We start from the raw sequence: 9,144 nt of genomic DNA on the forward strand, positions 1-9,144 counted from the left end.
CGGAGGCAGGACGCACCGCGCTCCAGCGCGATGACTGGCGCGGGCCCTAAAACTTTTCCAGCTGACGGTGCTCGGCGCGGATCCAGCGCACCGTGCCGGTGACCGAGCGCATCACCACGGTCTCGGTCTGGATCACGTCCTTGCGGAACTTGACGCCCGACAGCAGCGAGCCGGTGGTGACGCCGGTTGCGGCGAACAGGCAATCGCCGCGCGCCATGTCCTCGATGCCGTAGATCTTCTTGGGGTCGGTGATGCCCATCTTGTGGGAGCGCTCGCGCTTCTCCTCGGTGTCGAGGATCAAGCGGCACTGCATCTGCCCGCCGATGCAACGCAGCGCAGCCGCCGCCAGCACGCCCTCCGGCGCGCCGCCGGTGCCGATATACATGTCGACGCCGGTCTCATCCGGGCTCGCGCAGTGAATGACGCCGGCGACGTCGCCATCGGTGATGAGGCGCACCGCGGCTCCGGTCGAGCGCACGCTCTGGATGATGTCGGCGTGGCGCGGCCGGTCCAGGACCAGCACCGTGATCGCGCCGGGCTCGACGCCCTTGGCCTTGGCGAGCCGGCGCACATTGTCGGCAGGCGAGGCGTCGAGCTCGACCACGCCCCTCTGATAGCCGGGACCGACCGCGATCTTCTCCATGTAGACGTCGGGCGCATGCAGCAGCGTGCCACCATCGGCCATCGCCATGGTCGCGATCGAGCCGGGCATGTTTTTGGCGCAGAGCGTGGTGCCTTCCAGCGGATCGACGGCGATATCGACCCGCGGTCCCGCGTTGAGGCCGACCTTCTCGCCGATGAACAGCATCGGCGCCTCGTCGCGTTCGCCCTCGCCGATCACGATGGTGCCCTCGATCGGCAGCTTGTTGAGCTCGCGGCGCATCGCGTCGACCGCGGCCTGGTCGGCCGCCTTTTCGTTGCCATGACCGCGCAGGCGCGCCGCCGACACCGCCGCGCGCTCCGTCACCCGCACGATCTCCAGCGTCAGGATGCGCTCGAGCAATAAGGTGGGCGGGACTGAAATATGGGTCGACATCGGCGCACTCCTGTTCTCAATTTCGGGCAGGACTCAACGCGCGAGGCCCGCAATCAGTCCGTCGGTGCACGATCCGTTCCAGACCATGCGCTAGTTCTTCTCGATCCTTATCACCTGCGGCCGCCCCGTGATGACCTTGTCGCGCTGCACGGCCTGCAAGGCCCGGTATACCGCGTCCTCATGGGTGGCGTAGGTAATCAACAGCACCGGAACCGGCGTTTTTCCGGCCCGCGCGGGCTCCCCGCCATTGGCGTGGCGCTGCACGATCGATTCGATCGATATCTTCTGCTCGGCCAGCCGGGTGGCGATGGTCGCCGCGGTTCCCGGCAGATCGCGGGCCATCAGGCGAATGTAATAGCCGCCCTCGTGCCGCTCCATGGGGGCCTTTTCGATCTGCGCCAGACGATCGACCGGCCGCCCGAACGGATGGACGCGGACGCCGCGCGCGATGTCGGCGATGTCAGCCACGACGGCGGAGGCCGTTGCGGCGCCGCCGGCGCCCGGACCAACCAGCGTGATCGGCGGAATACCCTCGCCGTCGATGGTCACGGCGTTGGTGACGTCCATCACCTGGGCGATCGAGGACGATTTCGGCACCATGGTCGGATGCACGCGCTGCTCGATGCCCTTCGCGGTCTTCACCGCGACGCCGAGCAGCTTGACGCGATAGCCGAGATCGGCGGCGGCGCGCAGATCCTCCGGCGCGATCGAGGAAATACCTTCGACGTGGACGGCGCTCTGGGCCACCTTGGTGCCGAAGGCGAGGCTCGCCAGAATGGCGAGCTTCTGCGCGGTGTCGTGGCCGTCGACATCGAACGACGGATCGGCCTCGGCGTAGCCCAGCCGCTGCGCGTCCTTCAGGCACTCGGCAAACGACAAACCCTCCCGCTCCATCCGGGTCAGGATGTAGTTGCAGGTGCCGTTGAGGATGCCATAGACGCGGTCGATGCCGGTCGCGGCCAGCCCCTCGCGCAGCGTCTTGACGATCGGGATCGCGGCGCCGACGGCGGCCTCGTAGTTGAAGGCGCCGCCGTGCTTCTCGGCGGCCTGCGCCAGCCGGACGCCGTGCTTGGCAATCAGCGCCTTGTTGGCGGTCACCACCGACTTGCCGGACTTCAGCGCCGCCTCGATCGCCGACAGCGCGGGATCGCCGGCGCCACCCATCAACTCGACCAGACAATCGACGTCGGGATTCTCGGCGAGCGCCTGCGGATCCCTCGCCCAGGCGATGCCGTCGAGATCGACGTCGCGCTTCTTCGCCTTCGACCGTGCCGTCACCGCGACGACCCTGACCGGCCTGCCGCTGCGCGCCGTGAGGACACGTCCCCGGCTCTCGATGAGGCGCAGGACTTCCGCGCCCACGGTGCCGAGCCCCGCAATGCCCACTTTCAGGGGTGCGACCATGACGGAATGACCTGCGGAAAATTAACGCCTGTTGGCGAGAGGAACCACGTTGTGCAACGTTTCAAGGCCGGTTTCAAGGAAACGCCGCACGCCACGCGCGGCCTGGCGGATGCGCTGCTCGTTCTCCACCATGGCGATCCGCACGAAGCGCTCGCCGTGCTCGCCGAAGGCCACGCCGGGCGAGACGACGACCCCGGACTTCTCCACCATCAGGGTCGCGAACTGCATGCTGCCGACGCCCCGGAAGGCTTCCGGCAAGGGCGCCCAGGCGAACATCGAGGCCTGCGGCGGCGGAATCTCCCAGCCCGCGCGCCCGAACGATTCCACGAGCGCATCGCGGCGCTTGCGATAGGTGTCGCGCATCTCGCGGATGCAATCCTCCGCGCCGTTCAACGCCGCCGTGGCCGCCACCTGGATCGGGGTGAACGCCCCGTAGTCGAGATAGGATTTCACGCGCGACAGCGCGCCGATGATGCGCTCGTTGCCGACGGCAAATCCCATGCGCCAGCCGGCCATCGAGAACGTCTTCGACATCGAGGTGAATTCCACCGTCACGTCGATCGCGCCCGGAATCTGCAACACCGAGGGCGGCGGGTTCCGGTCGTCGAAATAGACCTCGGCATAGGCGAGGTCCGACAGGATGAAAATATCGTGCCGCTTCGCAAAGGCGACGAGATCCCGGTAGAAATCGAGACTGGCGACATAAGCGGTCGGATTCGAAGGATAGCAGACCACGAGCGCGATCGGCTTCGGAATCGAATGGACGATCGCGCGCTCCACCGCCTCGAAGAATTGCGGCGTCGGCTCCGACGGCACCGAGCGGATCACGCCACCCGCCATCAGGAAACCGAAGGCGTGGATCGGATAGCTCGGATTCGGACACAGGATGACGTCGCCGGGCGCCGTGATCGCCTGCGCGACATTGGCAAAGCCCTCCTTGGAGCCGAGGGTCGCGACCACCTGGGTTTCGGGATTGAGCTTCACGCCGAAGCGACGCTCGTAATAGGCCGCCTGCGCCCGTCGCAGTCCGGGAATACCGCGCGAGGCCGAGTAGCGGTCGGTGCGCGGCTTGCCCAGCGTCTCCTTCAACTTGTCGAGGACATGCGGCGGCGCCGGCAGGTCCGGGTTGCCCATGCCGAGGTCGATGATGTCGGCGCCGGCATTCCGCGCGGCGGCCTTGGCCCGGTTGACCTGCTCGAACACGTAAGGCGGCAGGCGGCGGATGCGGTAAAAATCTTCCATGGCTCCCGAGCTCCGGCAACCGGCAGGGACAGGCGCCCCAACGTGGACCCGAATCGCATCCTGTCCAGAAATCGCGCCAAATCAACGATTTGGCGCGAATTCAGGGTTCAAGAGGGACCGGTATCGCCCTGATTTGCGGTTGACGGCGCCCTTTTAGCACGGACGCGGAGCCGTGCCAGCAAATAGGGCAGACCGAGGTTTACTTTGGGGGAGCGGGCTGCGCGTTCTGGGTGGCCGTGGCGGTCGCCTGACGATCGCGCGCGGCGATCAGGTCCTTCTGGATCTTGGCCCGCGTCGCCGGGTCCATCACGGCCTCGTCCCGATCGGGCGGCAGCGCGTTGACTGGAATGTAGCCGCCGGGATCCTTGGGTTGCTCCGGCGCATCGGCCGGCGTGCCGAGCAAAGGGTTGTCGGCAATCGAGGTCGAACATCCAGACAGGGCCACGCCCGAGAGGGACAGCACTCCCAGCACGACCGCATTCCTTAGGCGATGCGACAACATGGCGCCCGACCGTCCCGCTTGGTTGATGTTGCAGCCGCGCAATTATTCGGGTCATGCAATACGACTATTGCTGCAGCTCAAACCATTCTCGCCCAAAACGACCAAGCCGAACAGCGGTTTGTGGTTAGGAGCGTAATGTGACGGAAGCAAGATGTATTGTCGCACTGCAACAGGATCATCCTCAGGGTTAACGGATTTTAACTCGGTTGCGGTGACGAAGGCGCCATGAAGCGATAGTGTCAGGTCATGAGTGATGTGATCGAAGCCGGTCCGGAGAAAAAGTTCGACGCGGAAGCCTTCGCGATGAACGTCGCGCGCGCGATGGAAAGCGGTGGCAAGGCACTTGCCGCCTATCTCAAGCCACGGCAGACCGGCGAGGTGAAGGACAACTCGTCGGACGACGTCGCCGAAGTGGTCAAGACCCTGAGCGCCGTCGCCGAATACTGGCTGTCGGACAACGAGCGTTCCTCGGACGTGCAGACCAGAATTGCGAAAGGCTATCTCGACCTCTGGGGCTCGGCGGTGCGCCGCCTTGCCGGCGAGCAGCCTGCGCCGGCGATTGCCCCCTCCGCGCGCGACAAGCGCTTTGCCGATCCCGAATGGAAATCGAACCAGTTCTTCGATTTCGTGATGCAGCTCTATCTCTTGACCACGCAATGGGCGCAAGAACTCGTGCGCAACGCCGAAGGCCTCGATCCGCACATCCGCAAGAAGGCGGAGTTCTACGTCCAGCAGATCACCAACGCGCTCGCACCCTCCAACTTCGTGTTCACCAATCCGGAAGTGCTGCGCGAGACGATCGCCTCCAACGCCGACAACCTGGTGCGCGGCATGACGATGCTGGCCGAGGACATCGAGGCCGGCAGAGGCATGCTGAAGATCCGGCAATCGGACCCTGCCAACCTCGAGGTCGGCGTCAACATGGCGACCACGCCCGGCAAGGTGATCTTCCAGAACGAGCTGATGCAGCTCATCCAGTACGAGCCGACCACCGAGAAGGTGTTGCGCACGCCGCTCCTGATCGTGCCGCCCTGGATCAACAAGTTCTACATCCTCGACCTCCGGCCGCAAAAATCCTTCGTCAAGTGGTGCGTCGACCAGGGCATCACCGTGTTCGTGATCTCCTGGGTCAATCCCGACAAGGCGCTCGGGACCAGGACCTGGGAAGACTACATGAAGGAAGGACCGCTGGCGGCGATGGACGTCATCGAGAAGGCCACCGGCGAGATGAAGGTCCATGCCATGGGCTATTGTGTCGGCGGCACGCTGCTCGCCACGACGCTGGCCTGGCTCGCGGAGAAGCGGCGCGTGCGGGTGACGTCGGCGACGTTCCTGGCCGCCCAGGTCGACTTCACCCATGCCGGCGACCTGCTGGTGTTCGTCGATGAAGGACAGATCTCGGCGCTCGAGCGCGACATGCAGGAATCCGGCGTGCTGGAAGGCAGCCGGATGGCCATGGCCTTCAACATGCTGCGCTCCAACGACCTGATCTGGTCCTACGTCGTCAGCAACTACCTCAAGGGCCAGCCGCCGGCCGCGTTCGATCTCCTGCACTGGAATTCCGATGCGACACGAATGCCGGCGGCGAATCATTCCTACTACCTGCGCAACTGCTACCTGGAGAACCGGCTCACCTCCGGCTCCATGGTGCTGGACAACGCGCTTCTCGATCTTTCCAAGATCAAGGTGCCCGTCTACAACCTCGCCACGCGCGAGGATCACATCGCGCCCGCCGAATCCGTGCTCTATGGCTCGCAGTTCTTCGGCGGCCCGGTGAAATATGTGCTGTCGGGCTCGGGCCACATCGCCGGCGTCGTCAACCCGCCGTCGTCGGGAAAATACCAGTACTGGATCAACGACAACATCCGGGACGTCTCGCTGTCCGACTGGATCAAGGCCGCGGAGGAGCACAAGGGATCGTGGTGGCCGAACTGGCGCGAGTGGCTCGGCGCGAACGATCCCGAGGAAGTGCCGGCGCGCAGTGTCGGTTCCGACACACTGCCGCCGATCGAGGACGCCCCCGGCAGTTACGTCAAGGTCCGCGCGTAGCGCTTCCGACCGCGTTCGGCTATAAGCGCGCGGGCTGACCGGACTTAATTCCAACACATCATTCCAACACATCGCGTAAAGGGGGACACCATGACGCCCGGATTGCTGACGCCCGAATTGTTCTGGCTGACCCTCACGGTCATCCTGACCGGCCTGTTGTGGCTTCCTTACACCCTCAATCGCATCATGGTGCGCGGCCTGTTGGGCGCGATGGCCAATCCCGCCCGTGACGACAGGCCGCATGCGCCTTGGGCGACGCGATTGATGTTCGCCCACGACAACGCAATCGAGAATCTGGTGGTGTTCGCGTCGCTGATCCTGATCCTCAACGCGATCGACTATTCGACGAAGTCGACGGTCTATGCGGCCGCCGTCTATTTCTGGGCCCGCCTCGCCCACGTCATCGTCTACACGCTCGGCCTGCCGGTGTTCCGCACCCTCGTCTTCACCATCGCCTTCGTCGCGCAGGTGGTACTGGCGCTGGCGATCTTCGGCCTGGCGTAGGTGATCAGCTCGCAGCCTTGCGCACCACGAGGTGCAACATGGTCGCCGGCGCCTCGTCAAAGCTCTTGATCACGCTGGTGCCGGACGAGACTTCCGTCCACGGGCCGGACTCGGCGTAGGTCGCGCGCAGCCATTCCGGCGAAACGTAGTTGTAGTAGCGGCCGAGACTGTCGCGGCCGTCCGCCTCGCCGATCTTGAAGCTCGCGTAAAAGACCCCGTCGGGCTTCAGCGCGCGATGGATGCGGCCGAGAATGCCGGCCAAATCCTCGCGCGGCACGTGGAGCAGGCAGGCGCTGGCCCAGGCACCGTCATAGGCTTCGCGCACGTCCAGCTCGTGAAACAGCATGGTCTCGACGGGGTGGTTGAGCCGCCGCGACGCGATGGCCGCCATTTCCGGCGAGCCGTCGGTGGCCCGCAACGCAAAGCCCGCCGCTAGCATCTCGTTCGAATGATTGCCCGCACCACAGCCGAGTTCGAGGATCGATCCGCCGGGCCGCACCAGCGCGAGAAAATCCTTCAACCGCGCCGAAGGCGCCTTCGCCCAGCCGGCATAGGCTTCGGCATTGCGGCGATAGAATTGCAACGTGTCGTGATCCACGAGATCGACCTTCCTTTCGGAAAAAACCGGGTCATCCTGTCGCAGCATCATGCGACGCGCCACAGCCATTCCAGGATTTGGGCAATGACATCGCCGAACAGCAGGAGCGCGGCCGCCCAGATCAAGGCCGAGACGAAATTGGCGAACTGGAACACCCAATAGGGCATCTCGAAGATCCCCGCGGCGAGCGGCACCGAGGCCCGCAACGGTCCAAAGAAGCGGCCGACGAAAATGCTCGGAACTCCCCAGCGCCGCACGAAAGCTTCTCCGCGCGGCAGGATTTCCGGATAGCGCGACAGGGGCCACATCTGGGCGACCTGCTCCTTGTAGCGGTAGCCGACCCAGTAGGAGAGCCAGTCGCCCAGCGCGGCGCCGATGCTGCCGGCAATCCAGATCGGCCAGAAATTGATGCCGCTCGCGCCCATCAGCGCGCCGATCGCCACCAGCGCGCCCCAGGCGGGGAGCAGCAGCGAGATGAAGGCAAGCGATTCGCCGAAAGCCAGCAGCAGGACGATCGGGGCGGCCCAGGCCTGATGGTCGCGCACGAAGCCGGCCGTGGCGTGCGCAAAATCTTCCATTCCCAAGAAAAGCCTTTCCGCCCAGCCCTGAGGCCGATACGGCCTCTTTTCCGCCCATTTGTCCCAAAACAGGTAAGCGGGCGGCCCGCGCCAGTTCAAGTCACAAAGGCGGGGGTGATCGGTTATCCCGTCTCCAGCGGTGCGGTCGCATTGTCCTCCCCTTCCGTGGCATAGTCGGGCCAATTGATTCGCCTGCGTGCCCTTGCACGCTTATCTAAAGATGCATGGCCAAATCATTGAAATCTTCAGCAAAAGCCAAATCCAATGACCTGTTCGCGGCGGCCGAGCCGAAGGGCCGGGCCGCACCGAAGGTTGCTGCCCGCGGCACCGGCGGCGAGGCCGATTATACCGCTCGCGACATCGAGGTGCTCGAGGGGTTGGAGCCGGTGCGTCGCCGTCCCGGCATGTATATCGGCGGCACCGACGAGAAGGCGCTGCACCATCTGTTCGCCGAGGTGATCGACAACTGCATGGATGAGGCGCTGGCGGGACATGCCACGTTCATCGAGGTGGATCTCGGTGCCGACGGCTTCCTGACCGTCACCGACAACGGCCGCGGCATCCCGATCGATCCACATCCGAAATTTCCGAAGAAGTCCGCGCTCGAGGTCATCATGTGCACGCTGCACGCGGGCGGCAAGTTCGACTCCAAGGTCTACGAGACCTCCGGAGGCCTGCATGGCGTCGGCATCTCGGTCGTCAACGCGCTCTCCTCGCGCCTGGATGTCGAGGTCGCCCGAGGCCAGAAGCTGTACCACATGGCGTTCGAGCGCGGCCACGCCAAGACCAAGCTCGAAGACCTCGGCAAGGTCAACAACCGCCGCGGCACCAAGATACGCTTCAGGCCGGATACCGAGATTTTCGGCGCCAAGGCGACGTTCAAGCCGCAGCGCCTGTTCAAGATGGCACGCTCGAAGGCCTATCTGTTCGGCGGGGTCGAGATCCGCTGGCGCTGCGCGCCGGAGCTTTTGAAGGGGGTCGAGGATGTCGCAGCGGAAGCCGTCTTCCATTTCCCGGGCGGGTTGAAGGATTATCTCGGCGCCGCGATCCACGCGGACACCCTGGTGCACCCCGACCTGTTCTCGGGCAAGTCGGGCCGCAATGGCGCGCACGGCGCCTGCGAATGGGCGGTGGCCTGGACGGCGGATGCCGACGGCTTCCTGTCCTCCTACTGCAACACGATCCCGACCCAGGACGGCGGCACCCATGAATCCGGCATGCGCAGCGCGCT

The 9,144-nt window shown here is 64.9% G+C and carries 9 protein-coding genes; 3 read left to right on the top strand and 6 right to left on the bottom strand.

Annotated elements, in window-relative coordinates; translation table 11 throughout:
* Window positions 1-46: 46 nt before the first annotated feature.
* The 4 genes from glpX to JOY90_RS27045 form a co-directional block, all read right to left on the bottom strand.
* The gene (gene glpX / locus JOY90_RS27030) at window positions 47-1,036 is read right to left on the bottom strand and encodes a class II fructose-bisphosphatase (RefSeq protein ID WP_291694160.1); all 990 of its coding nucleotides are present in this window, start codon (window positions 1,034-1,036) and stop codon (window positions 47-49) included.
* A 90-nt stretch (window positions 1,037-1,126) separates the two neighbouring features.
* Window positions 1,127-2,440 (bottom strand): homoserine dehydrogenase, encoded by a 1,314-nt coding sequence (locus tag JOY90_RS27035; protein ID WP_291694161.1) that lies wholly within the window; start codon window positions 2,438-2,440, stop codon window positions 1,127-1,129.
* Between the two features lie 21 nt (window positions 2,441-2,461).
* Window positions 2,462-3,682, bottom strand: coding sequence for an LL-diaminopimelate aminotransferase (locus JOY90_RS27040; RefSeq protein WP_291694162.1), 1,221 nt, complete (start codon window positions 3,680-3,682; stop codon window positions 2,462-2,464).
* Window positions 3,683-3,881: 199 nt separating this feature from the next.
* Window positions 3,882-4,184: a hypothetical protein gene (locus JOY90_RS27045; protein WP_291694163.1), complete on the bottom strand. Its 303-nt coding sequence runs from the start codon at window positions 4,182-4,184 to the stop codon at window positions 3,882-3,884.
* Window positions 4,185-4,430: 246 nt separating this feature from the next.
* On the opposite strand from JOY90_RS27045, the gene JOY90_RS27050 reads away from it, so the two are divergent.
* Window positions 4,431-6,233 carry a class I poly(R)-hydroxyalkanoic acid synthase gene (locus tag JOY90_RS27050; protein ID WP_291694164.1) on the top strand — a complete coding sequence of 601 codons (1,803 nt, stop codon included), beginning with the start codon at window positions 4,431-4,433 and terminating at the stop codon, window positions 6,231-6,233.
* Window positions 6,234-6,338: 105 nt separating this feature from the next.
* Window positions 6,339-6,737, top strand: a complete 399-nt coding sequence (locus JOY90_RS27055) for an MAPEG family protein (protein ID WP_291694167.1) — start codon at window positions 6,339-6,341, stop codon at window positions 6,735-6,737.
* Window positions 6,738-6,741: 4 nt separating this feature from the next.
* Here JOY90_RS27055 and JOY90_RS27060 read toward each other — a convergent pair whose 3' ends face one another.
* Both JOY90_RS27060 and JOY90_RS27065 read right to left on the bottom strand, forming a co-directional pair.
* On the bottom strand, window positions 6,742-7,335 hold the full coding sequence (locus JOY90_RS27060; protein WP_291694168.1) for a bifunctional 2-polyprenyl-6-hydroxyphenol methylase/3-demethylubiquinol 3-O-methyltransferase UbiG: 594 nt from the start codon (window positions 7,333-7,335) through the stop codon (window positions 6,742-6,744).
* A gap of 47 nt (window positions 7,336-7,382) precedes the next feature.
* Complete coding sequence (locus tag JOY90_RS27065) at window positions 7,383-7,913, bottom strand: DedA family protein (protein WP_291694165.1); 531 nt, start codon at window positions 7,911-7,913, stop codon at window positions 7,383-7,385.
* 224 nt (window positions 7,914-8,137) lie between these two features.
* Between JOY90_RS27065 and JOY90_RS27070 the strand changes: the two genes are divergently transcribed.
* Window positions 8,138-9,144: ATP-binding protein (locus JOY90_RS27070; protein WP_291694166.1), on the top strand; the 1,007-nt coding region annotated here is incomplete at its 3' end.

This window comes from Bradyrhizobium sp. (assembly GCF_019242285.1).
GTDB lineage: Bacteria > Pseudomonadota > Alphaproteobacteria > Rhizobiales > Xanthobacteraceae > Bradyrhizobium.

Excerpts from the sequence above, each read along its gene's own strand:
- JOY90_RS27035 (WP_291694161.1), bottom strand. The coding sequence starts at position 2,440 with ATGGTCGCACCCCTGAAAGTGGGCATTGCGGGGCTCGGCACCGTGGGC.
- glpX (WP_291694160.1), bottom strand. The coding sequence starts at position 1,036 with ATGTCGACCCATATTTCAGTCCCGCCCACCTTATTGCTCGAGCGCATC.
- JOY90_RS27045 (WP_291694163.1), bottom strand. The coding sequence starts at position 4,184 with ATGTTGTCGCATCGCCTAAGGAATGCGGTCGTGCTGGGAGTGCTGTCC.
- JOY90_RS27065 (WP_291694165.1), bottom strand. The coding sequence starts at position 7,913 with ATGGAAGATTTTGCGCACGCCACGGCCGGCTTCGTGCGCGACCATCAG.
- JOY90_RS27050 (WP_291694164.1), top strand. The coding sequence starts at position 4,431 with ATGAGTGATGTGATCGAAGCCGGTCCGGAGAAAAAGTTCGACGCGGAA.
- JOY90_RS27040 (WP_291694162.1), bottom strand. The coding sequence starts at position 3,682 with ATGGAAGATTTTTACCGCATCCGCCGCCTGCCGCCTTACGTGTTCGAG.